This window comes from Bradyrhizobium sp. LeoA1Lang, assembly GCF_055413685.1.
Genome location: NZ_JBVAPG010000678.1, coordinates 1 through 251, shown reverse-complemented (window position 1 = coordinate 251; position 251 = coordinate 1). Strand labels below are relative to the sequence as shown.

Genomic DNA, 251 nt, shown 5'->3' with positions numbered 1-251 from the left:
CAGCCGGTGTGATATCTCTCGTCATGGCGTTGCTCTCCTTTGTGGAATCAGCACCCCGAGCCTACCGGCTCAAGGTGGGCAACGCCGACCTCTTCAGTAATTCAACAGAACCCGGGACATCCCCCCAAAAGGCTCCGAAACGAGATCGCGGCATGGCAACGGCGGCGAAATAAAACCCGAGCCCGAATCAAATGGATGTTCACAACCGACAAAGCTCGCGCCAAACTCGGCCGCGCCTATCCAGCCACCCC

1 pseudogene is annotated in these 251 nt (G+C 58.6%); it reads left to right on the top strand.

Annotated elements, in window-relative coordinates:
- Positions 1–129: 129 nt before the first annotated feature.
- Positions 130–251, top strand: a pseudogene (locus ACZYOF_RS44945) (IS630 family transposase); the annotation flags it as partial.